The 24375-nt window shown below is 33.1% G+C and carries 18 protein-coding genes; 13 read left to right on the top strand and 5 right to left on the bottom strand.

Annotated features, from left to right (window positions below; genetic code table 11):
* Positions 1 to 30: 30 nt before the first annotated feature.
* Positions 31 to 1392, bottom strand: coding sequence for a pitrilysin family protein (locus CLU82_RS06685; protein ID WP_100842356.1), 1362 nt, complete (start codon positions 1390 to 1392; stop codon positions 31 to 33).
* Between the two features lie 58 nt (positions 1393 to 1450).
* Positions 1451 to 2752, bottom strand: a complete 1302-nt coding sequence (locus tag CLU82_RS06680; protein WP_100842355.1) for a pitrilysin family protein — start codon at positions 2750 to 2752, stop codon at positions 1451 to 1453.
* 272 nt (positions 2753 to 3024) lie between these two features.
* Here CLU82_RS06680 and rplU point away from each other — a divergent pair, with 272 nt between their 5' ends.
* Both rplU and rpmA read left to right on the top strand, forming a co-directional pair.
* Positions 3025 to 3459, top strand: a complete 435-nt coding sequence (rplU, locus tag CLU82_RS06675) for a 50S ribosomal protein L21 (RefSeq protein ID WP_100842354.1) — start codon at positions 3025 to 3027, stop codon at positions 3457 to 3459.
* 22 nt (positions 3460 to 3481) lie between these two features.
* Positions 3482 to 3742 (top strand): 50S ribosomal protein L27, encoded by a 261-nt coding sequence (gene rpmA / locus CLU82_RS06670; protein WP_100842353.1) that lies wholly within the window; start codon positions 3482 to 3484, stop codon positions 3740 to 3742.
* Positions 3743 to 3871: 129 nt separating this feature from the next.
* Here rpmA and CLU82_RS06665 read toward each other — a convergent pair whose 3' ends face one another.
* Positions 3872 to 5470 (bottom strand): DUF6377 domain-containing protein, encoded by a 1599-nt coding sequence (locus tag CLU82_RS06665; RefSeq protein ID WP_100842352.1) that lies wholly within the window; start codon positions 5468 to 5470, stop codon positions 3872 to 3874.
* Between the two features lie 453 nt (positions 5471 to 5923).
* Between CLU82_RS06665 and CLU82_RS06660 the strand changes: the two genes are divergently transcribed.
* From CLU82_RS06660 to CLU82_RS06635, 6 genes are all read left to right on the top strand, one after another.
* A complete protein-coding gene (locus tag CLU82_RS06660) occupies positions 5924 to 6445 on the top strand; it encodes a DUF5004 domain-containing protein (RefSeq protein ID WP_100842351.1) in 522 nt (173 codons plus the stop codon).
* Positions 6446 to 6454: 9 nt separating this feature from the next.
* Complete coding sequence (locus tag CLU82_RS06655; protein ID WP_100842350.1) at positions 6455 to 7534, top strand: hypothetical protein; 1080 nt, start codon at positions 6455 to 6457, stop codon at positions 7532 to 7534.
* A 29-nt stretch (positions 7535 to 7563) separates the two neighbouring features.
* Positions 7564 to 10563, top strand: a complete 3000-nt coding sequence (locus tag CLU82_RS06650) for a TonB-dependent receptor (protein ID WP_100842349.1) — start codon at positions 7564 to 7566, stop codon at positions 10561 to 10563.
* A gap of 28 nt (positions 10564 to 10591) precedes the next feature.
* Entirely contained in the window at positions 10592 to 12100 is a 1509-nt protein-coding gene (locus tag CLU82_RS06645) for a RagB/SusD family nutrient uptake outer membrane protein (protein ID WP_100842348.1), read from the top strand.
* 96 nt (positions 12101 to 12196) lie between these two features.
* Positions 12197 to 13444, top strand: a complete 1248-nt coding sequence (locus tag CLU82_RS06640) for a glycoside hydrolase family 71/99-like protein (RefSeq protein WP_100842347.1) — start codon at positions 12197 to 12199, stop codon at positions 13442 to 13444.
* A gap of 26 nt (positions 13445 to 13470) precedes the next feature.
* Entirely contained in the window at positions 13471 to 15489 is a 2019-nt protein-coding gene (locus CLU82_RS06635) for a glycoside hydrolase family 97 protein (protein ID WP_100842346.1), read from the top strand.
* Between the two features lie 95 nt (positions 15490 to 15584).
* Here CLU82_RS06635 and CLU82_RS06630 read toward each other — a convergent pair whose 3' ends face one another.
* On the bottom strand, positions 15585 to 17903 hold the full coding sequence (locus CLU82_RS06630; protein ID WP_100842345.1) for a patatin-like phospholipase family protein: 2319 nt from the start codon (positions 17901 to 17903) through the stop codon (positions 15585 to 15587).
* 338 nt (positions 17904 to 18241) lie between these two features.
* Entirely contained in the window at positions 18242 to 19558 is a 1317-nt protein-coding gene (gene ahcY, locus CLU82_RS06625) for an adenosylhomocysteinase (RefSeq protein ID WP_100842344.1), read from the bottom strand.
* Positions 19559 to 19789: 231 nt separating this feature from the next.
* Here ahcY and CLU82_RS06620 point away from each other — a divergent pair, with 231 nt between their 5' ends.
* The 5 genes from CLU82_RS06620 (at position 19790) to arfB (ending at position 24374) form a co-directional block, all read left to right on the top strand.
* Positions 19790 to 20422 (top strand): 4'-phosphopantetheinyl transferase superfamily protein, encoded by a 633-nt coding sequence (locus CLU82_RS06620; protein ID WP_100842343.1) that lies wholly within the window; start codon positions 19790 to 19792, stop codon positions 20420 to 20422.
* 100 nt (positions 20423 to 20522) lie between these two features.
* A complete protein-coding gene (locus CLU82_RS06615) occupies positions 20523 to 21251 on the top strand; it encodes a geranylgeranylglyceryl/heptaprenylglyceryl phosphate synthase (RefSeq protein ID WP_100842342.1) in 729 nt (242 codons plus the stop codon).
* Positions 21252 to 21257: 6 nt separating this feature from the next.
* Complete coding sequence (pnuC, locus tag CLU82_RS06610) at positions 21258 to 21890, top strand: nicotinamide riboside transporter PnuC (RefSeq protein WP_100842341.1); 633 nt, start codon at positions 21258 to 21260, stop codon at positions 21888 to 21890.
* Positions 21842 to 23968, top strand: a complete 2127-nt coding sequence (locus CLU82_RS06605) for a DUF4301 family protein (RefSeq protein WP_100842340.1) — start codon at positions 21842 to 21844, stop codon at positions 23966 to 23968. The genes pnuC and CLU82_RS06605 overlap by 49 nt, the downstream gene beginning before the upstream one ends.
* A 1-nt stretch (position 23969) precedes the next feature.
* A complete protein-coding gene (gene arfB / locus CLU82_RS06600) occupies positions 23970 to 24374 on the top strand; it encodes an alternative ribosome rescue aminoacyl-tRNA hydrolase ArfB (protein ID WP_100842339.1) in 405 nt (134 codons plus the stop codon).
* The last annotated feature ends 1 nt before the right edge of the window (position 24375 follow it).

The raw sequence follows: 24375 nt of genomic DNA, 5'->3' as shown, positions 1-24375 counted from the left end.
AAAGCAAAATGCTAATGGCTAAAATAATTTCTAAACATGTTTCTCCAATGGAGTTCCATATTTGTCAAAATAAAACATCGGAATTTCTAATGTTTCTAATCCAGATGCAATTTCAGATTCTTTCCCTACAACTACGATTCTGATGTTATCTATCAAGAAATATTTGTTGGCTACTCGCAAGACATCATCTGTAGTTACTGCATTGATAGTTTGAATGTATTTTTCATAAAAATCAATAGGGAGTTTTTCGGTCTCTGTGTTTAATGCATATCGGGCTACGGATTGTGGTTTTTCTACCTGCATCACAAATCTTCCGATATAGCCTGCTTTGACAGTTTTTAATACTTCTTCAGTTACTTTTTCGGTTCTTATTCGTTTTATTTCTTTGATGAATTCAACAACAGCACTATGGGTAACTGCGTTTCTTACGGCAGATTTTGCGTAGAATTTTGTAGTGTATTTTCCAGCTCCAATACTAGAACGGGCACCATAAGTCCAGCCGTTTTTTTCACGTAAATTCATGTTTAAATAACTATTGAAATCGCCACCTAGAATCTGGTTGGCAATTACTACTGGGAAAAAGTCAGGATCATTCATTTTTAAATTCACGGTGTTGACCAAAGTGATTTCAGATTGAACAGCATTCGGAACATCTACTAAATTGATTTGTAGTTTCGAAACATTTTCAGGTGCGTTGTATGATGTTTTTGGGATGGATCGTTTTTCCCAAGTCCCAAATAATTTTTCTACAGCTACTTTTACATTGTTGTATTTTACATCGCCCACAATTACTAAATACGCATTTTCGGGAACGAAGTAATCATGGTAATTGGTTTCAATATCTGCGAGGGTGATGTTGTTTAATGTTGCCTCTGTCATAAACTCACCAGAAGGGTGGTTTTTTCCAAAAGTCAAAACATCGACCACTCGATTAGCAATCGTCGGAACGCTTTTTTCCTCGGCTTTCATGCCTTCAATTAATTTAGCTTTTTCTTTGTCAAATTCTTCTTGAGTAAAATTAGGATGTAATGCTCCTTCAGCTAATAATTCAAGGATTCTTCCGCTGTATTTTGAAAGTGAATTTGCTGTTGCTCCGTGAGAACTAAAATGAATATCGGCTCCATAAAAATCTATTTCTTCGTTGAAAGCAGTTTTTGATATTTTTTTGCTCCCATTTCCAATTAAATTACTGGTCAATTCATCGACTCCTTTTATATTGCCTTCAGCGAATAGTGCATTGTCCAGAGTTAGATTGAAAGTAACTCGAGGTAATTTATGATTTTCGACCACTAATACTTTCATTCCGTTAGACAGAATAAAAGTTTGCGGTTTTTTTATATTAATTATAGGTGATTTTCCAGATTTGGGTTGCGTGCGATCTTGTTCTGACATGATTCCTGTTAATAACAAAGGATGAATACTAAATTTGTTTTTTAAAGTTGTAATTTCTTTAATTGTGTGCTTTTGTGGGTAAATAGTCCAAAAGCAAACGTTGATTTGGATTTAGGTATTTTTGGGCAACCTCTCTTATTTCTTCGCGAGTTATAGAATGATACAGTTCGATTTCGGTATTAATTAGATTTATATCTTTATATAGCAGATAATAGGTAGCAAGATTATTAGCGATTCCTTCTATTGTGGAATTGCTATTTATAAAGGTGTTATCAAATTTGTTTTGTAATTTTTGATAATCATTTTCAGAAATTAACTCAGTTTGAATTTTTACTATCTCTTCGTCGATCTCCTTTAATAAGTCAGAAGTAGTAAAATCTCCCATTGGCAAGCCGTATAAAATGTACATGCCATAATCTTCTTGACTAAAACCTACAGCTCCAATTTGTAATGCCATTTTTTTATCATCAACCACTTTTTTATAGAGTTTAGAACTTTTTCCATCACTAAGATAAGAAGAAATTAAATCTAATACTCTTGCATCTCTGCTTTTCATAGAAGGGGTTCGATAACTAGCAACCAACATTGGTATTTGAATGTTTGGGTCTTCGTAAGTTGCTTTGATGGTTTGTGTAATAGGTTCTTCTGTGTATATTTTTTTAGGACTTACTTCTCCCTTTGGAATATGTTCAAAATATTTTTGAATCCATTCTTTGGCTTGTTTTTTTTCAAAATCACCTGCAACTACCAAAACAGCATTATTAGGTAAATAAAACTTTTTGTTGAAGGCTTGAAATTCTTCCAAAGTAGCAGCGTCTATATGTTCCATAGAACCGATGGTTGTCCATCGATAAGGGTGATTTTTGAACATATGTTGTTTTACTGCAGCTAGTATGTTGCCGTAAGGGCGGTTGTCGTAGCTTGTTCTTTTTTCTTCCTTTACAACCTCATTTTGAGTGTCGACTCCAATTTGGTTAATTATTGGGTGCATTAATCTCTCGGATTCCATCCAAAGACCCAATTCCAGGTTATTGGAAGGGAATATCTCATAATAATAGGTTCTGTCGTCTGAAGTGTTGGCATTATTGGAACCTCCATTTGAAGTGACAATTTTAAACCATTCACCTCTTTTTATGTTTTGTGTGCCTTCAAATAATAAATGTTCAAAAAAATGAGCAAAACCAGTGCGGTCCGGAGTTTCGTCTTTGGCACCCACGTGATACATAACCGAAGTGATTACAACAGGAGCCGAAGCATCATGGTGTAAAATAACATGTAGTCCATTATCTAAATCGTATTCTTCGAAAGCTACTTTTTGAGCCGAAGCAACTCCTCCTAACGTTATTGCGTTACCTAACATTGATGTTGTTTTTTTGCAAAGATTAATAAACTTATTTTCTATTGCTAATAGTTTGAGTTTTCTTAAGACAAAAGTAGTTTTTTTATTTTGCGGGTGATTAGTAAATTGAGCATTAACAATATATTAACCATGATTTTGGTTGATTTGATAACTGTTTCAAATACAGGGTGAAGTGATTGAAAACTAGGCTGTAAATATTTTTTGAGAAAGAATTGCAGGGTAAATATTTAATTGTATATTTGCAACCTTAAAAATTATTAAAACAATTCAGTATGTATGCAATCGTAGAGATAGCAGGGCAACAGTTTAAAGTTAGCAAAGACCTAAAGGTTTACGTTCACCGTTTAGCAAATGAAGAAGGATCAAAAGTTTCTTTTGATAAAGTTTATTTGGTAGATGATAACGGTTCAATCACAATAGGCGCCCCAGCTATAGAAGGTGCTTCAGTAGAAGCTAAAGTGTTACAACACTTAAAAGGTGATAAAGTTATCGTTTTCAAAAAGAAAAGAAGAAAAGGATACAAGAAAAGAAACGGTCACAGACAATATCTTACTCAAATTGTAATTGAAGGTATTACTGCAGGTGGAACAGTTAAAAAAGCAGCAGCTCCGAAAAAAGCAGCAGTTGAAGCAACTACAGAAGAAGCTGAAGTAGCTCCTAAAGTAAAAAAAGCTCCAAAAGCTAAAAAAGAAGATACACAAGAATAATAACAAAATAAACTAATACGTCATGGCTCACAAGAAAGGTGTCGGTAGTTCGAAGAATGGTAGAGAATCAGAATCAAAACGTTTAGGCGTTAAGATTTTTGGTGGTCAAGCTGCTATTGCTGGGAACATCATCGTAAGACAAAGAGGTTCAAAGCATAATCCAGGTGAAAACGTTTACATTAGTAAAGATCATACTTTACATGCAAAAGTTGATGGAGTTGTTTTTTTCCAAAAGAAAAGAGATAACAAATCTTATGTTTCTATACTTCCATTCGAAGCATAATCATAAAGATTTCTCATTATACAAAACCCGTCTCGTTTATAAAACGAGACGGGTTTTTGTTTTTATTGCAATAAACTATTTTATACAATCTTCCTTTTTTACTGAGAAAACAAAGTTTAAGTATGAGAATTAAATTGCTTTAATTGCCATGATTTTCTCTTCGAAAGTATCCTTTAATTTGGATTTACTTTTTATTCTGGTTTTATAAGTATAAATGGTTGCCACTGATAGTTCTAAGAAATCGGCCATTTGATTAGCATCTTGTATTCCTAATCGGTATAAAGCGAAAATTCTAAGTTCGGTATTTAAGAGTTCTCCTTTTTTGACAATTGATTTGTGATCGTTAGTAAATAAATCATTAAACTCCGTGATAAAAGTTGGGAATAGTTTTAAGAAAATCTCATCAAATTGGTGGAATAAGTGTTCTCGTTCCTCTTTTACGCTGTATCTTTTTAGACTTGAAATTACTTCATCAGTTTTCTTTGAAATAATTTTTTGGATCGTACTCTTTTGTATATGATCAATCTTATTAATAAGATCTGAAGATGCTTTTATAAAATAAGCAATATATTCTTCCTTGATAGTGTTGGTCTCACTTAGACTGATATTCATTTCTTGTAATTGGCTAAGTGCTTCAGCCATCACTTTTTTAGAAGCATTTTTTTCTTTTAATTGTTTGACAATAATGATTAGAAAAAAGATGATTATCAGAGCAAAAAGAGTTAAAAGAATTATGATGTTTTCTAGCAAATCATTTTTACTTTTTACTTTGCTAAATTGTGCTTTTTCAATAATAGGTAAAATGAATGATATTTCAATTTTTCTATGTTTAGCATCATAAAAAGTAGCGTCATCCATGGCAAGATTGACGTATCTATTCGCAGTTTCGATCTGTCCCATTTTGAAAAGTTCATTGGCTAAATTGCGCAATGCAACGGTTTCTTTGGTGGCGTTTTTAACATCTGCAATTGCAGCAAGAATCAGATATTCTATGGCTTTCTTTCTGTTTCCTCCTTCAGAATAAATATATCCAAGGCTGGAAGTAGCAATTCCATAGTATTTTGGAGGTAAATCATAGTGGTTTATCCAATAGCTAAAAGCATTTTTAGCTCCTTCCCAGTCTTGTTGTTTTAAGCGTTCAAGACTTTCGGCAGCCCAATAGTCATTGGTGTTTGGTTTTGTTAAAGCTAAAGCCTTTTTGAGAAATTGATTTCCCATTTGAACATAATGGATGCTATATCTTTGATCTTTGTTGTAATCTGTAAGGTCATAGTAAACACGAGCTTTTATTGAATAATATTCGTATCTGCTGTTGTTATCTAATTGTTCTGGTTTGATACTGTTTAGGGTGTCAATAGCTTCTTTGAAAAGGCCGGAAGATAGTAGTATAAAACCCTCTTTGATCTTTGTTTTTGCTAATAGAGATGGATCTTTTAATGTTATCGCTTTTACTTTTGCTTCTTCTAAATAATAATAAGCTGAATCGTATTTGAATGATTTGTATTCGTCAAATAACAACATGTAGTTGTTGTAAAGTTGTTTGTTGTCTTGGCTTAAAATGAATTTACGAATATTCATTCTAAGAGTTTTTATCTTGGAGTATTTTTGGTGAATGTAGAAATCTTTCTTTAGTAATACTTTGTCTAAATTTTCTAATGTAGGAGGTGTGTCTTTTGCTGATAGAGCAATGCTAGATATAAAAAACAATAAAATTACTAATCTCTGCATTTTAATAAAGGTTTATTTTTTGGTCTTTGTATTAGGGTGTATTATGGTAATGGTAAGATAAAACGGTTTTTGTCTTGTTTATTTATGTTTTTCTTTTAATTATAGGTTTTTTACTACTTGATTTTTTGATTTTACTTTTGAATGTTAAATGTACTTTAAAAAATCTTTATTTGATAAAAATATATGTTTATTAATGTACTATGTGAAATTATTAGTCATTTTATTTTTAATATTCCTATTATTTTGTGATTTAAAAGGTTTTTTGAATCTAAATTTTATCTTGATTTTTTTTATCTCTAAAAAAACGCAATTTACTGTATTTTAGTTAATTGCAATATGTAATCAGGTTTTTTTATCTTGATTTTTCATAAATTCTTTTTTTGCCTGTTACTATACTTCTAATTTCGATTAATTCTTTTAAACGAATTATAACAACTAACAAAACCAAAATTTATGAAATGTAAAATTATGTATGGGCTAGCCGTTGTGCTATGTTTATTAACCTTTGGGTGTAATGAAATAGACGATGGAAGCTCAGTAGCACCGATCACAGTTTATGAAAAAGTAAACGGAAATTGGAGTTTAATGAATTTAAAAATGGTAGACGAATTTGCAAAGTCTAATGCCATTGAACCTAATGAACAGAATTTAAGTACTCTGTTTAATTACCCTGATTTTAAAATTAATTTTAGTGTTGATGACAATAATCAACCTACTAGTTATGAAGTTACTGGGAATGTGCCTTCTTTATTTGCCCCAAAAGGATATTGGAAACTGAGTTCCAGTTTTCAAGAAACTAACGGAACTGCGGCAAGAATCTACTTATATAGTGATGTTCAAAAAACGCATAAAATAGATGAACTACGATTAACGTCAGTTCCAGGAAGTAATGACCAAATGGAAATTCAATTGGTTAGGACTTCGGGAGGTACTGCTTTTGTGTCTTATGTTTTTAAATTAAAAGCAATTAATTAATAAGTTGATATGAAAAAAATTATATATACAATTTTACTAGCGATTTTGATGTCTAATCTTGTTCAGTCACAAGAGGCGGCTGGATCTATAGGAAGTATGAGTTCTTATCCTGTAGTTTATAAATATGACGAACAGGTTACATGGTATTTTGATCTTTCGGCGACGACATTTGCTCCTACAGAAGATGTTTATATCTGGATTTGGTCACCATCTGAACCAGATGCAGGTAATTGGGAACATTCCTCTGATTTTGCAAAATTAACTTATGTGAAGGATGGTGTATGGAGTTTTACTTTGACTCCAACAGTATATTTTTCTAAAACTCCTGAAGAAATTGCCGCTAGTGCAGGGTTCTGGTTTAGATTAAAAAACTATGATGGTTCTAAACAATCTGAGGTTGCAAATATGGCTTATACTGATTTTTCATCATTTTATACAGCAAATGAATTAATTAGATCGTATCCTGAAAAACCAACAATTGATAAAGCGGTAAGTATTTTGTTCAATTCTAATTTAAAAGAAGGTTTTGAAGGAGTTCCTAGTGTTCATTTTCATAGTGGTTTGAATGATTGGGCTGTTTTGCAAGAGTATCAAGCATGGCTTCCAGATGTTTCTGAAAAAACAAAATTGAAAGATTTAGGTAATGGTTTTTACAGAATGGATTTGATACCTCAAGAGTATTATAATACTGAACCAGGTTTTGTAATGGAAAACATTACTTTTCTTATGGTAGCAAAGGATTGGACTACAAACTCTGGTGATCAGATTATTTATGCTGGTGAATTCATACCACCGCCGCCACCCTCGTTTGGATTTTTCCCATTGCAAATTAGTCAAAAAGACTTTTTAGGAATGTCTAGAAAAAATAATGAATCAGGAGTGAATAAACTTATTTATACCATTACTGCTGGAAGTAAGGTTATTACTGGTGAGTTTGGTGGAAACACAGCCGAGATTAAGGGGTTTGTCAATTTGGTTTCTGAGCTTGATGGAATTCAAGGTTTAACTGAAATCCATGTTTTGGTAAAAGACAATAAAGACAAAACAATTTCGGATACGACTATGCCACTTAAAATATTAGACAAATAATTCACTATCAAATTAAAACACCAATTCTAATGAATAGTAAAAATATAAAAAGAGTACCACATCCAATGTGGGCAAATAAATCATTGTTATTGATGATTCTGATGCTTTTTCTTTCTGCAGGAATGTTTGCACAGGGAAAAAAGAAAGTATCGGGAACCGTTTCTGACAATACAGGAAGTGTGTTGTCGGGAGCTACAGTTATTGAGGTTGGTACAAAAAATGCAACTACAACAGATTTTGACGGAAGTTTTACAATCGAAGTTGCTATCGGAGGTGCTATAGAAGTATCATTTATAGGCTCGGCTAAACAAAAAGTTCAGATAAACGAATCAAGTTCAAAGCTAAATATCCGTTTGCAAAATGATGGGTATCAGTTGGCAGAAGTACAAGTGGTTTCTGTGGGATATGGAAAGGTAAGAAAAGGAGATTTAACTGGTGCTATTTCGACTGTTAGAGGTGATGATTTAGTTAAAGGGACAATTTCATCTACAGAGCAGGTTTTGCAAGGAAAAGTTGCAGGTTTGAATGTTATTCGTCCTTCTGGCGATCCCAGCGCTGGTTCTACATTACGACTACGCGGAGGAACTTCATTAACAGCAAGTAACAGCCCATTGATAGTTGTAGATGGTATTGCTGGGGTTGATATTAATGTAATTCAGCCTTCAGATATTAAATCTGTCGATGTCTTAAAAGATGCTTCGGCAACAGCAATTTACGGATCCAGAGGTGCTAATGGAGTTATCATCATAACTACAAAATCTGGAACTAAAGGTGTTTCTGTAGTGTATAGCGGATTATCAAGCGTTGGTTTTGTTCAGGATAATTTGGATCTTTTATCGGCAAATCAATGGAGAGGGTACGTTCGTCAAACAGGAAATAAAGATGCTATTGATTACGGAGCAAATACAAATTGGCAAAAAGAGTTAGAGCAGACTGCTATTTCTCAATCACATACTTTGAGTATTAATTCTGGTAAAGCTGATAGTGGTTTTAGAACATCATTATCATATTTAAACAATGAGGGTGTTATAAAAACGACTGGTCTTGAGAGATTAAGTGCAAACATTAGCGCTTATCAATATCTTGGAGAAAATAAAGATGTAAAATTCGACGTGGGTTTATTTGCTAATATAGACAAATGGCATCCTTTAGATTATAGAATTTTTGAACGTTCTTATAACTTAAATCCAACTATTCCAGTATATGATTCTAATGGAGAATTTACTTCAGTAGCAGGTACTATTTATGAAAATCCTGTTGAAATTTTAACTAACAGAACAGTTGATAATAAGAGACATAGAATTTTGGGGTATTTTAAAACAGAAATTAAATTATTCAAAGACTTTACAGCTGTAGGTAATATTTCATTAGAACATAATGCAGTACAGGCAAATACTTATAAACCATCCTATGCTGTTATGGAAGGAAGAACTGAAGATGGCTATGCTCAAAAAACCTATTCAGAATATACGAATGGGCAAGGTGAAATTTATTTGAATTATAATAAAATAATTGATAAACATAACATTAGTGCTATGGCTGGTTATTCTTATTTTGAGAATATCTACGAAGGTTTTGGTGCACAACGTAGTGGTTTTGTTACAGATGAATTTACGTATAATAATTTGGGTGCTGGATATAATTACCGTTTAGGTGATGTGTATTCTTATAAAGGGAAATCAAATTTGGCTTCATTTTTTGCCCGTGCAAATTATGGTTACGATAGTAAATATCTTTTAACAGCAACGATAAGACGAGATGGTTCAAGTCGTTTTGGTGAAAACAACAAATGGGGAACTTTCCCATCTGCATCTGCAGCTTGGAAAATATCCAATGAGGATTTTATGAGTTCTACAAAAGATTGGTTAGGGAGTTTAAAATTAAGAGTTGGTTATGGAGTTACTGGTAATCAAGACGGAATTGGTGAGTATAAATCACTTTCTATTTTAGGTGTTGGAAACGATAGTTATTATGATCCAATTACTGGAACTTGGAGTTTGGCTTATTCTCCAAAGCAAAACCCAAACCCTGATTTAAAATGGGAAACAACAGAGCAAATAAATGTTGGTGTAGATTTTAGTCTTTTTGAAAGAATTACAGGATCTTTTGAATGGTATTCAAAAAATACTCATGATTTATTATACACCTACGAAGTACCACAACCGCCTTATTTAGTAGGTACAATGTTAGCTAACGTTGGTGAAATGTCTAATAAAGGAGTTGAACTTACGTTGAATGCTGATATCATTAAAGGAGATAAATTTTCATGGAATGCTAATGTAACCTTGGCACATAATATTCAAAAAATTGAAAAATTATCGAATCCAACTTACAGCACGGATGTTATTTACAGTGGATCATTACATGGATTATCTGGTATGTCAGGACAATATTCTCAAATTATTGCTGAAGGATATCCTGTTGGAACTTTCTGGGGTTTTAAAAGTGCAGGTTTAGACGAAAATGGAGCGATGTTGTACTACAATGCAGCTGGAGAAAAAGTTTTAGGCGATGCTGTTGTTGATGCTGATAAAAGAGATTTAGGAAACATTCAGCCTGATTTGACTTTAGGTATTGGAATGAATTTTACTTACGGAAATTTTGATCTTGGTATTACTGGTTACGGGATGTTTGGACAAAAAGCTTTGAATGCAACAAACATGATGCTTAATGATCCTAGCAGATTGCCAGCTTACAATGTGCCAGATGATTTCTTGACAAGTGGCATTACTTCAGCTCCAAAATATTCAAGTTATTGGATAGAAGATGCATCTTTCTTTAGACTTCAAACCCTTACGATTGGATACACTTTGCCAATAAATTGGAAAGGTTCAAAACTTAGAGTTTATATGCTAGGAGAGAACTTAGCTGTCTTTACAAAATATAAAGGTGTTGATCCAGAAATCGGTTTAAATGCTCAAGATGGATCAGATCAAACTGGATTGGCAGCACCTGGAATAGATAAGTATAATAATTATCCTAGACCAACTACAGTTTCTGTTGGATTGAATTTTACGCTAAATAACTAAGCGAATTGATAACTATAAAATATAAAAAATGAAAGTCAAAATAATAGCGGTATTACTTATAAGCATGCTTTTTACTATTTCATGTACCAATTTGGATGAACAGTTATATGATAAAGTAGAAGATGGAAACTTTGGAAAGACTTCTAAAGAAATTGATGCACTGGTTGGTGGTGCTTATTCTTCGTTAAGAGGGTTTGCCGATGCGATTACAAACTCATACCCAACTTGTGAGTATGTTTTTTTCTTAAACGAAACAGTTTCAGACGAAGCTACTATTCCTACCAGAGGAACAAACTGGTATGATGGAGGACAATATCAGGATGCGCAAAGACATACCTGGAAAGCAGATAATCGTATGATTCTTTCGGCTTGGCGTTACAATTATACAGGAATTGCCAAGATCAACTCGATTATCTATCAAATAGATAAATCAACCCTGACAACAGACGAAAAAGCGCCAATTTATGCGGAGTTAAAAGCATTGAGAGCTTATTACTACTATAATCTTTTGGATTTATTTGGTAATGTGCCAATTGTAACCAATTTTGAGGATGTAGGTTTGCCATCAAATTCTACAAGAAAACAAGTTTACGATTTTGTCGAAAAAGAATTGTTAGATGCTATTCCTTATTTAAATTCAAACGTAGTTTATTCAAAATTGACAAAAAATGTTGCTTATTCTATATTGGCAAGATTGTATTTAAATTCTGAAGCTTTTATAGGAACGGCACGTTGGCAGGATTGTATTGATATGTGTCAAAAAGTTTCAGGTTATACTTTGGCGCCAGATTTCTTTGCCAATTTTGCAACAGAAAATCAAAAGTCACCTGAAATAATTTTTGCAATTCCTTACGATTCAAAAGCAGGAACTGTTGGGAATTATATGAGTTCAATGTCTTGTCATTATCTGCATAAATTAACGCTTTCTCCTACTGGGGATTATCCATGGAGCGCTAACGGAATGTGTGCACAACCAGGTGTTTATTCAAGTTTTTCAGATACTGATAAAAGAAAAAAATGTATGGTAGCAGGTGATCAAATCAATCTAGCAACTGGAACTGTAATTATTATGGATAATGGAGAACCATTGACGTATACTGAAGAAGTAACAAGTGTTGCTGATGCTAAAGATAATCAAGGGGTTCGTTTAGGTAAATATGAAATGAAAGCAGGCGAAAGTTGGGAACGTGATCATGATTTCGTATTAATTCGTTATGCCGAAATTTTGATGATGCAAGCAGAGTGTTATGTACGCTTAGGCTCTCCAGATTTGGCAATGCCATTTGTTCAACAAATAACAGCTCGTGCTGGAGAAGAAATGCCAGCAATAATTGATCTGAATTTTATTGATAAGGAGTTACTAAAGGAATTTACATTTGAAGGAAGAAGAAGAACAGATAACATCCGTTTTGGAACATTCTTTTTGCCATGGTGGGAAAAAGGAGCTACTGAACAATACAAAGCTATTTTTCCAATACCAACTACGGTATTATTAACAAATAAAAATTTAAAACAAAATCCTGGTTATGAGTTTTAGTTTTTTTTATCAGTCTCCCATGTTGGTTAGTCGTGGGAGGCTGATATTTTTTAAGAATCAACAATTACACATGACCATAATAATAAATACGAACCTATGAATAGATATTTCACCTTGTTGTGTGTTGGGATTATTAATGTTTTAATAGTATCGGGTTGTAGCAGTGATGATAAAAGTTCAAGTACTGCTCCTCCAGTTACAGAAACGTTTAAACCTGTCCCTATCGAAAAAACAAACAACACCAAAATCTACATGCATTATATGGCTTGGTTTGAAACTAATGAAAGTAGTTCAGATCATAAATGGGGGTATCATTGGACAATGGCAAACAAAAATCCAAATAATGTTGATGTCAATGGTCGTAGAGAAATTGCTTCTTATTATTATCCACTTATTGGGCCATACCATTCTGGTGATAAGGAAGTGATTGAGAATCATTTATTATTGATGAAATATGCAGGAATAGATGGGGTTTTAATTGATTGGTATGGTACGTATGATCTTAATGATTACAAAATGGTCAAAGAAAATACAGAACAACTCATCGCTATGCTTGATGATGTAGGTTTAGAATATGCCATTGTGTATGAAGATCGGTTTTTAAAAAATATTGTAGATGCTGGTTTGGCACCTACAATGACAAGTGCTGCAAAAACAGATATGAATTATATGAAGAATAATTATTTTGGGAGTGCTAGTTATATAAAGATTAACAATAAACCTTTGTTGCTAAATTTTGGGCCAATTTCTTTGATTACTCCTGATGACTGGACAGCTGCTTTTAGTGGGTTGACTACAAAACCAACATTTTTGACATTATGGGGCGAATCTTCCGAAGCTGGTGCAAACGCTGCGGGTGAGTATGCTTGGGTGTATAAAAACAATACCAATTTAAGTAATTTTTATGCGAATACATTTCCCAAACTTTCAGTTGGTATGGGTAGTGCTTATCCAGGTTTTAAAGACTTTTATAAAGAAGGAGGTGCTGGCGATGCTATAGGCTGGACTATAGAACATAACAACGGCGCAACTCTAGACGAAACATTAGCAATGGCAAAATCTGCCAATGTGAATTATCTTCAACTCATTACTTGGAATGACTTTGGGGAGGGAACCATGATAGAACCAACCAAAGAGTTTGGATATACTTATTTAGAAAAGATTAAAACCTTTGCGGGTGTTAAAAATACCACCAGTATGTTCTCTGAAATTAGCACACTTTATAATTTGAGAAAAGCAAAGAAAGGGGATGTTGAGGTACAAAAAAAGCTCGACAAAGTATTTGATTATTATAGATCAATGCAACCCGATAAAGCAAAACAACTATTAAATGAAATTAAATAGCAGTTATAATTAATGCAAATTAAATAATGAAAAAAATAATATATAAATTTTGCCTAGTAGGTTTTGTGTTTGCATTATCCTTGTCTTGTAATGCTAAAAAAGGGTATTCTATTAGCTCTCCAAATAAAAATAATGAGTTGAAATTTGATTTAACAAATAGTGGTCAACCTCAATATAGTTTTTATTCTAACGGAAAGTCAGTAATAGAACCCTCTTTGTTAGGTTTTGAGTTTCAAGAAATTCAAAAAATGACCGAAGGATTTGAAGTAATAAAAGTGGACAAAAATACGGCCGACACCACTTGGGAGCAGCCATGGGGTGAATTCAGAAAAGTTAGAGATAATCATAATGAATTAGTTGTTCATTTAAAAGAATCAAAAGGTGAAGAAAGACTAGTTGATATTATCTTTCGCGTTTTTGATGATGGTTTAGGGTTTAGATATTCTTTTCCAAAACAGCCGCATTTAGATAAAGTTAAAATATCAAATGAAATTACCCAATTTTCATTTCCGTTTGATAATGAAGTATGGTCGATTCCTGTTCACAGGGATAACAGTTATTACGAAAGTGAGTATAAAAAAACACTCATGAGTAAAACAGATACAATTAATACTCCTGCTACTTTTGAAACTAAAGACAAATTATTTGTTGCTATCCACGAAGCCAATCTTACTGACTTTGGTTCGATGACATTATTGAAGCAAAAAGGGAATCAGTACAAAAGTGATTTAGTACCTTGGGCAGATGGTGTAAAAGTATATGCTCAAACTCCTTTTGTTACGCCTTGGAGAACCGTTATTGTGGGCAATAATCCAGGTGATTTGATAACTTCTACATTGATGCTAAATCTAAATGAACCTACAAAAATTGCAGATGAGTCTTGGATAGAACCTTCAAAATACATTGGTATTTGGTGGGGAATGCATCTCGAAAAATACACTTGGGGTCAAGGCCCAAAACACGGAGCAACTACTAAAATTGTTAAAGAATACATTGATTTTGCTTCCAAAAATAATTTAGATGGAGTTCTTGTTGAAGGTTGGAATGTAGGCTGGGATGGCGATTGGACCGCCGATGGAAATGTATTTAGTTTTACAAAACCCTATTCTGACTTTGATTTAAAAGAGATAACAAAGTATGCCGCAGAGAAAAATGTTCGTTTAATAGGACATAATGAAACTGCGGGTGCTTCAAAAAACTACGAAAATCAGTTAGATGATGCATTCAAACTTTACAATAGTTTGGGAATGAATACTGTAAAAACGGGTTACGTAAATAAGTATTTAGACAAAAAAGAATGGCATGATAGTCAATATGGTGTTCGTCATTACCGAAAAGTAGTTGAAACTGCTGCAAAATACCATATTATGATTGATAATCATGAACCAGTAAAAGGAACAGGATTGCAACGCACCTATCCTAACTTAATGTCTCAAGAAGGAGCTAGAGGACAAGAATACAATGCTTGGTCTGCAGATGGTGGTAATTCGCCTGAGCATACGGTTACTTTACCGTTTACTAGAATGCTTTCAGGGTCTCTTGATTATACGCCAGGTATTTTTAATTTTGATTATAAAACACCTAATAATGCAAAGGTACAAACAACATTAGCAAGTCAATTGGCTTTATATGTTATATTGTTTAGCCCTTTGCAAATGGCTGCAGATTTGCCTGAAAATTATGAAGGAAAACCTGAATTTAAATTCGTAAAAGATGTGCCATGTATCTGGTCAGAAACCAAAGTATTGGATTCTAAAATTGGAGAATACACCACTATCGTGAGAAAAGATTGGGAGGGCAAAAATTGGTATTTGGGTTCTATTACCAACAGAGAACCTCGAAAAATAAAAGTCTCTTTATCTTTTTTAGAAGAAGGGAAAAAATATCAAGCTGAAATATATGCAGATGGTAAGGGAGCTAACTATAAAATAAATCCATATCCAGTAACAATTGAGAATAAAGTTGTTACTAGTAAAACGGTGCTAGATTTAAATTTAGCATCCGGAGGAGGAACTGCTATAAAGTTTTCGCTGCTGCAAGAGTAGTTCTTATTAATCTTAAAGAACTTTATGGATAGGGTAAAAACCCGTTTCTTTTCGAAACGGGTTTTGTGTTTTTAATATTCTTTTAATTAATTTTATTATGGATTTAAAGAGAGTCCAACACTAAAAAATAATCTCGTTTTATCAATATTATTGATCCATGAAGTATCAAAGTGTATAGGTCCTAAAATGGATTGATAGGAAATGGCAGCTCCTCCAGACATTACAAGACTAGTTTCAAAATTTTGATCCCAATCTCCTTTTGGAGAAAATGATTTACCGATGTATTCGTTAAAGTTATCAAAGCCAACCGAAGCAATGTTAAAATGCGGGGTTAAGTATAATTTCCCCGTTGGATTTATTTGGGCACCAAGTCTAATTCCCATAAATTGTGTAACATTGAGCTCGTCTTCATGAAGCCCAGGAAATGAAAAACGATTACTACCAGAACTTGGAATGATTCCTCCAAAGAAATAATTTGCTGCCAAACCGTAATCTGAAAATGAGTTTTGATTACTTTTTAGTTTGTCTTGGAAGATGAAATTGGCGTCAAATCCAATCATTCCAGTTATTTTCTTTCTTAAAATCATTCTCTTTTCAAATCCAAATTCAAATTTTGTGTAACCATTTGTAACCCCTGAAACTCCTATCAAGTCTGGATCTGAAAAAGAGACGTTAACATCTGTTAGCAACGAACGGCTTATTTTGGTTTTTAAAATGGTTCCATTGGTAGCAAAAAAAACTTTGTCCATGTCATTGCTTATGTAATGCACATTTATTTCTATGTCATCGAAATTATAATTGTCTATTGGATTACTATTATAATTGCTATTATATTTTGGTTTTAATTCTGTGTAGATGTAGTTTAAACCAAAGCCAACGTAACTTTTAAGTGAATTTAAATTTCTGTTAAACTCATTGTTAAATTCAAAAGTGTTGTAGCGCATATTATCTGCTGATTTACCATCTATAAAGATTTCTTGTTCTAAGAAGGCACCATAAAGTTCTGATCCCCACCACCAGTCTTTGTTTTTTCCAAAATTTTTCTGAAAATCAATTCTGGCTTTTGGTTGTTCTGCGATATCTGCTGTAATTAGAAGACGGGATGATTCCGCAAGAACATTTCTAGCAGTGTAATTCAGAATCAATCCAACACCTCTATAAGTATCATAGTGAAGCGAGACATTTAATTGATTCTTGGTGTGTTCATGTCCGTATAACGTTAGCCCTAATTTGTTGTCCTCTTTTATAAAATAGCTATAAGTGATCTGATCAAAAAGATTTGTACCCATGGCTCTGTTTATACCGTCAATTAGATCCTTAGTATTGTATTTTGTATTTGTTTTGATGTTTGTTCGGGCCATTACCAATGGAATGTTTTCTTTGCTTATATTTTTATAAACAATAGTGTCAAAGGTGAATTCGTTGACCATTTTTGGTAACTCGTGAGTTCGTTGTGGAAAGCCTTTTAATTTTTCAGCCAATGCTATCAAAGCAGGTAAATTTTGCGCTGTTGCAATTTTACCATCGTCGTATATTTCGTTACTTTTTGCAAAATCAGCTGTCGAAAATCGTAAATTAGGTAGGTGATCCACTAAAATATCACAAAGCGCTCGGTTTGCAGGATTTTTAATATTGCTCGGAAACATACTGGTTTGCATTAAAACCGTAGCAAAATTGTTTAGTTTTTCTATAGGCTCCATTCCTCCACCTACATCGCTTCCAATTATAATGTCAGCTCCCATTTGTTTTGCAATGTCTGTAGGGAAATTATTCATTACACCTCCATCAACCAATACTGTTTTTTCATAATTCATTGGATTAAAAACAGCGGGTAAGGACATACTGGCTCTCATAGCATATGCTAGATTCCCTTTGCTTAATATTACTTCTTTTCCCTCGACTAAATCGGTTGCCATGGCTCGAAAGGGTATTGATAGTTTATCAAAATCTTTAATATTGTAAACAGGAAAAGTCAATTCAGAAAGATATTCTCTTAAATTTTGGTCATTTAATATGGAACTAACACTATTTAATTTTCCATCTTTAATTCCAATTCCAGCTAAATAGCGCTCGAACTCTCTTTTTTCCTCTACGCTTACTTTTTCCAGAGATAGACCTCCTCCAAGTATTTTATCCCAATCGATGTTTTTGGTTATTTTTTCGATACTATCTCCAGAATATCCCATAGCATACAAGCCTCCGATGATGCTCCCCATACTATTTCCAACGATAAGATCAGGAACAATGTGCAACGAATCCAGTTTTTGTAGTAGAGGAATATGTGCAACTCCTTTTGCGCCACCTCCGCTTAGTACTAATACGACTTTGGGTTTCTTTTCCTGAGAAAAAAGGATTGATGGAATACTGAGTAAAAACAATAAAACAAAAATAGAAGTAGTTTTTTTTAAGATCATAGTGTATTTATGTAGTTGAAAAATAGAGTCTTATTTGGTTTTTTAAAAATAGGGAGTTATTTGTAAACGAGCAATTTTTTTTTGTAAGAAATGTTGAAATAGTTGTTGGTTTATTGTTGGTGGGTATTGGATTGTAAAGTGCGCGTGAGGGAGGGATAGCAGTGGAAATCCTTTGAGAAACGTAGTGGAGCAAAGATTGCAACGAATAGCCCGCCTCATTACAAACTTAAGCTTCTTCTAATAGGTAAAAGTTGTACAATGAGATCACGTCCAAAAACAAAAAACCCTCACATTTCTGTAAGGGTTTCTGTCGTAATTTTAATTTTTAATTAAAAACACTAGTATCTATAATATTCTGGTTTAAATGGTCCTTGAACTTCAACACCGATATAAGCAGCTTGATCGTCACGTAAAACTTCCAATTCAACACCTAATTTAGCTAAGTGCAAAGCAGCCACTTTTTCATCTAAATGTTTTGGTAACATATAAACTTCATTGTTGTAAGCAGCACTGTTTTTGAACAATTCAATTTGAGCCAAAGTTTGGTTTGTAAATGAGTTACTCATTACAAAACTTGGGTGACCTGTAGCACAACCAAGGTTAACTAAACGACCTTCAGCTAAAATGATGATATCTTTTCCGTTGATAGTATATTTGTCAACTTGTGGTTTGATTTCGATTTTAGAAGCTCCGTGAGTTTTGTTCAACCAAGCCATATCAATTTCGTTATCAAAGTGTCCGATGTTACAAACGACAGTCTTGTCTTTCATTTGCTCAAAGTGAGAACCAAGAACAATATCTTTATTTCCTGTAGTAGTAATGATGATATCAGCATTTCCAACAACAGTATTTAATTTTTTAACTTCATAACCGTCCATTGCAGCTTGTAAAGCACAAATTGGGTCAATTTCAGTAACAGTTACAATAGATCCAGCACCTCTAAAAGAAGCAGCAGTTCCTTTTCCAACATCACCGTATCCACAAACGATAACTCTTTTTCCAGCTAACATTAAGTCAGTTGCACGACGAACCGCATCAACTGCAGATTCTTTACAACCGTATTTGTTATCAAATTTAGATTTAGTAACAGAGTCATTAATGTTGATTGCTGGCATTGGTAAAGTTCCAGCTTTTACTCTTTCGTAAAGTCTGTGAACACCAGTTGTAGTTTCTTCAGACAATCCTTTGATTCCAGGAACCAATTCTGGGAAACGGTCAATAACCATATTAGTTAAATCTCCACCATCATCAAGAATCATGTTCAATGGTTTTCTGTCTTCACCAAAGAATAAAGTTTGCTCAATACACCAGTCAAAAGATTCTTCGTCAAGACCTTTCCAAGCATAAACTTGAATTCCAGCAGCAGCAATAGCAGCAGCAGCCTGATCCTGAGTTGAGAAAATGTTACAAGAAGACCAAGTAACTTCAGCTCCAAGAGCAATCAAAGTCTCAATCAAAACTGCAGTTTGAATAGTCATGTGCAAACATCCAGCAATACGAGCACCAGCAAGAGGCTGTTCGTCTTTATATTCTGCACGAAGTGCCATTAAACCTGGCATTTCAGCTTCAGCTAGTTCAATTTCTTTTCTTCCCCAAGCCGCTAGAGAAATGTCTTTTACTTTGAAAGCCACATAAGGCGTAGTCGTTGTACTCATTTATAGTATATTTGTAATTGTAAAATTTTTTGCAAATTTACATAATAACTTATTATTTAAAAAGCATTCGGAGACATTTATGATTTGTTTAAGTTCCTAATCTTTTGAATTTTAATGAAATAATTTTTATTAGAAGCTATTTCCCGCTATTCGTTTCAATCTTTTTATCTCAAAAAAAATGAGATAAAAAGGATTTCCACTACTATCGGGGCTAGAAAATCCGTTATCGAAATGCCTTTATACAAAACCATAAACGTCAGTCCCACAACACAAATCTTAGTTTGGAAAGTAACCGAATCCTTTGATGAGTTATTAAGAAAAGTTGTTTTAAAAGAAAAAACGCAGCTTCGATTAAATGGAATGAAATCCGAAACACATCAGCGTGCCTTTCTGAGTGTACGAATGCTTATTCAAGAATTGGGGATTAATGATTATGATTTGCATTATGATGAATTTGGAAAACCGTATTTAAGTGATCATCGTTATATTTCAATTACTCATTCTCATAATTTTGCTGCGATAATTGTCAGTGAAGAAACTGTAGGAATTGATATGGAATTGCAACGTGACAAAATAATCCGCATTGCCGATAAATTTATCGATTCCGAATTTGATTATTTGAAATCCGAACCAATTGAAGAATATATCAAAAAATTAACTGTGATTTGGGGCGCTAAAGAAGCGATCTTTAAAATTAGAAACGAAAAAGGTATTAGTTTCAAAGACCATATCCAAGTAAAACCTTTTTCTTTAACTGAAAGCAAAACACAAGCCTGTCTTTTTTTTGATGCTTTGGAAAAAAAGTTCGAAGTGAATTATTTAGAAGTTGAGAATTTCACTTTAGTCTATGCTTTCGAAAAATAGTTTACACAAATTAAGCAATACCGAAATCTTTGAGTCTTTGATAGAAAATATTTTTTTGCGCATCTTTGCGTTAACTTTGTGCCTCTCTGTGAAATAATTTATGATAACAATTTACAATCAAATTCTTCAATCCAAAAAGGAAAACCAAAAATTACTCGCTATTCTTTTAGATCCAGATAAAATCGTTTGGGAGAATTTGGAATATTTAATCAAAAAAATTATTCAATCACCAGCAACACATATTTTTATAGGTGGAAGCCATGTTCAAAATAACATTTTAGATCATTTGATTATTGCTTTAAAACAAAAAGTAAATTTGCCTATTGTTCTTTTTCCTGGAAATCCATCTCAAATTTCGAATGAAGCGGATGCTATTTTATTTCTCTCTTTAATTTCGGGTCGAAATCCAGACTATTTAATAGATCACCAAGTAGAAGCTGCGCCAATTTTGAAGAAAACCCAACTCGAAATTATTTCTACAGGATATATGCTTATAGAAAGCGGAGGAGAAACTGCTGTAGAACGCATCAGTAAAACCAAGCCTTTAGATAGAAATAATTTTGATTTTGCACTTGCAACTGCGCAAGCGGGAGAAATGTTAGGTAATAAATTGATCTATCTTGAAGCGGGAAGTGGAGCAAAAAATGCCGTTCCGCTGGAAATGATAAAAAAAATTTCGAACAATATCGAAATTCCTTTAATAGTTGGAGGAGGAATTGTAGATTTTCAAGGTATTCAAAATGCCTATACTGCAGGAGCTGATTTAGTCGTCATAGGAACAGCGTTTGAAAATGATGCTGAATTTTTTAATTCAGATAATAAAATGTAAAATATTATGTTTGATTACTTATTTGCACAGTATAAAGGATATCCTATTCATGAAGTCTATTTAGAGCTTATTGCTGTCTTTTTTGGACTTTGTAGTGTTTGGTATGCTAAGAAAGATAATATTTTGGTTTTTCCAACAGGATTAATAAGTACGTTTATATACGCTTATTTACTTTGGCAATGGAGCCTATTAGGGGATTCCATGATTAATGTATATTATTTTATAATGAGTATTTATGGTTGGTATCATTGGACACGTAAAAAAGATAATATTGATGAGTTTCCAGTATCCGTAATGACTAATAAAGAGAAAGTAATAGGAGTCGTTATTTTTATATTAACTATTGTATTTGTGGTTGTTGTGTATCTTTATTTTGATAAATTTACCAGTTGGTATTCGTATTTGGACACCATATTGACTGCAATATTTTTCGTTGGAATGTGGTTAATGGCTAAAAGAAAAATCGAAAACTGGATTTTTTGGATTGTAGGAGATTTACTTTCGATACCGCTTTATTTGGCAAAAGGATATACCTTTACCAGTTTTCAATATATAGTATTTACAATTATTGCCGTTTACGGTTATTTAGAATGGAAGAAAATCTTGAACAGCTCGCAAAATCTGGAGCTTCACCAATAATAAAAATTGCCATCTTTGGCCCAGAGTCTACTGGTAAAACTACTTTAGCGACACAACTCGCCGAGTATTATAAAACAGTTTGGGTCCCTGAGTTCGCGCGGGATTATCTACAGGAAAAATTAGATAGTGGTCGTGGTATTTGCGATATTGATGATATGTTGCCGATTGCTTATGGGCAAACGAAACTGGAAAATGAGAGTGCAATAATTGCGAATAAATACCTTTTTTGTGACACTAATTTGTTAGTAACAAAAGTGTTTTCTGAGTTGTATTATAATTTCTGTGATTCATTATTGGATAAGGCTGCTCGTGCGCATCAGTACGATTTGTTTTTTCTGACTGATATTGATGTGCCTTGGGAAGATGATGGTTTGAGAGATAGTCCAGACGGAAGAGAAAGCGTTTTTGAAGTGTTTAAACAATCCTTGATTGATAATAAAAAACCGTTTATCACTATTTCAGGAGACAAAGAAACTCGTTTGAAAAAGGCTATTGCCATTATAGAAGATTTGACTATGGCTTTGCAAATGGGATTTACTTCCGTCGATTTTTTACAGATTTACCAACATGGTATTCCGCTTGAAAATATAAAAAGACAACTTGGTATTTTCAGCAAAGGAATTCAGAAAATTGTATTAGTTAATCCTGCTACCTTAAATCATGGAATTCTAAGATTATCGGAGGCTGATTTTGAGCAAAAAGTCGTTTTTTTTGATGCCAATAAATCAAAATTAAAGTTGAAGAAATTTGTACCTGCTTCTGGCGCTGCTACAAGAATGTTTAAGTTTTTAACTGCTTTTTTGAATGAATTTGATTTAGGAAATGAAACGATTAACGCTTACATCAACCGAAAAAAATGTACTGAATTGTCGCTGTTTATTGTTGGGATGGATAAATTTCCTTTTTTTGCAGCAGTAGATAAAAAATTACAGGAAATATATCCCGATTTTAATGTAATGGAGCGTGATTATAAAAACTACTATTTTATAAAAACACTTTTGTCTCCTGACTACTTTAACTTTGCTAATAAGCCTAAAGGAGTTTTGCCGTTTCATAAATATCCTGCTTCAATTGCTACTCCCGTTGAAGAACATTTGCATGAGTGTGCTTTTTATGCAGCCTCTAATGATCAATCTAGTTTACATTTAACGGTTTCTGAAAATCATGAAGAGTTGTTCGAAGCAATTATTGAAAAAGTAAAAAATAGTATTGAGACAAAATCAAAATCAAATATTGAAGTTAGCTACTCATTTCAAAAAAAAGAAACAGATACTATTGCTGTAGATTTGAAAAATAAACCTTTTCGAGATGAAAAAGGAATGTTGGTTTTTCGACCTGGAGGGCATGGTGCTTTGATAGAGAATCTAAATGGAATAGATGAAGATGTTGTTTTTGTTAAAAATATAGACAATGTTATTCAAAATCATATTCATCAAATTTCTTTTTATAAAAAGGCTTTGGCAGGGGTGTTGTTGGAGTTACAATATCAAATTTTTGAGATTTTGGAAGCTTTGGATAGTCACGAAATAACAGATGAAAGAATAAAAGAAATTTCGGTTTTTCTTAAAGAGCAATTGAATATCGAATTGAATGATGATTTTTATAAATTCAGGCTTAAAAATCAAGTCATTAAATTAAAAGAAATACTGAATAAACCCATTCGTGTTTGCGGAATGGTGAAAAATGAAGGAGAACCTGGTGGCGGACCATTTTGGGTTAGAGGGATTGATGGCAGATTAACATTACAAATTGTAGAAACCTCGCAAATTGATTTGAAGAATAATGAGCAATTGAAATTGCTGGAAAATGCAACTCATTTTAATCCAGTAGATTTAGTTTGCGGATTAAAAAATTATAAAAATCAAAAGTTTGATTTGAAACAGTTTGTAGATCCGGAAAGTGGTTTTATTGTACATAAAAATCATACAGGAATTGATTTAAAAGCCTATGAACTTCCAGGTTTGTGGAATGGAGCTATGGCAAATTGGTTAACTGTTTTTGTTGAAGTTCCTTTGTTTACTTTTAATCCTGTGAAAACAGTAAATGATTTATTAAAGCAAGCTCATCAACCATTATAAAATGGATATTCAGACGATTTTTTCAGAAGTAAAATATAAAGCGGTAAGAAGCAGTGGTGCTGGAGGACAAAACGTTAATAAAGTTTCGTCTAAGGTAGTGCTGAATTTTGATTTGCGTAATTCTCAAGCATTTTCTGAAGAAGAAAAATTGCTTTTGGAAACTAATTTACAAAATAGATTAACTTCAGATTTAGTTTTGATTTTGAATTGTGATGAAGATAGAAGTCAGCTTAAAAATAAAGAGATAGTTACTAAACGATTTTTGGATATTTTAAAGAAAGGACTATATGTTCCAAAAGAACGTAAGCCTACTAAAATTCCCAAAGCAGTCATTCGAAAACGAATTAAAGACAAAAAAAATATTTCAGAGATTAAACAATCACGTCGAAAACCGAACTTAGACTAAT

The organism is Flavobacterium sp. 5, from assembly GCF_002813295.1.
Taxonomy (GTDB): Bacteria; Bacteroidota; Bacteroidia; order Flavobacteriales; family Flavobacteriaceae; genus Flavobacterium.
Note: the sequence above shows the minus strand (reverse complement) of the source record. Positions and strands in the feature narration are given on the sequence as shown.